Genomic DNA, 201 nt, shown 5'->3' on the forward strand with positions numbered 1-201 from the left:
CTTGAACCAGTACTGGTATTCGGCGCTGGCGGTGGCCAGGTAGCGCCCGCCGACGGTGGCGCCGTTCTCCTGCACGCCGAGTTCCTGGTAGCCGTAGCCGCGCACCGACTGGTCGCCGCCGGCGCGGAACAGGAAGGTGCTCGGCACGCCCAGCTTTTCCCTGGAGGCCACGGCGCCGGTCTCGGCGCGCAGGATCAGGCT

At 70.6% G+C, this 201-nt stretch carries 1 protein-coding gene; it reads right to left on the reverse strand.

Annotation, left to right across the window (positions count from 1 at the left end; genetic code table 11):
* Positions 1-201, reverse strand: a 201-nt coding sequence (locus L0U85_RS20325) for a BamA/TamA family outer membrane protein (RefSeq protein ID WP_241379583.1), incomplete at both ends; no start/stop codon positions are given.

This window comes from Glycomyces sp. L485, from assembly GCF_022548875.1.
In the GTDB taxonomy this organism is placed as follows: domain Bacteria; phylum Actinomycetota; class Actinomycetes; order Mycobacteriales; family Micromonosporaceae; genus Glycomyces.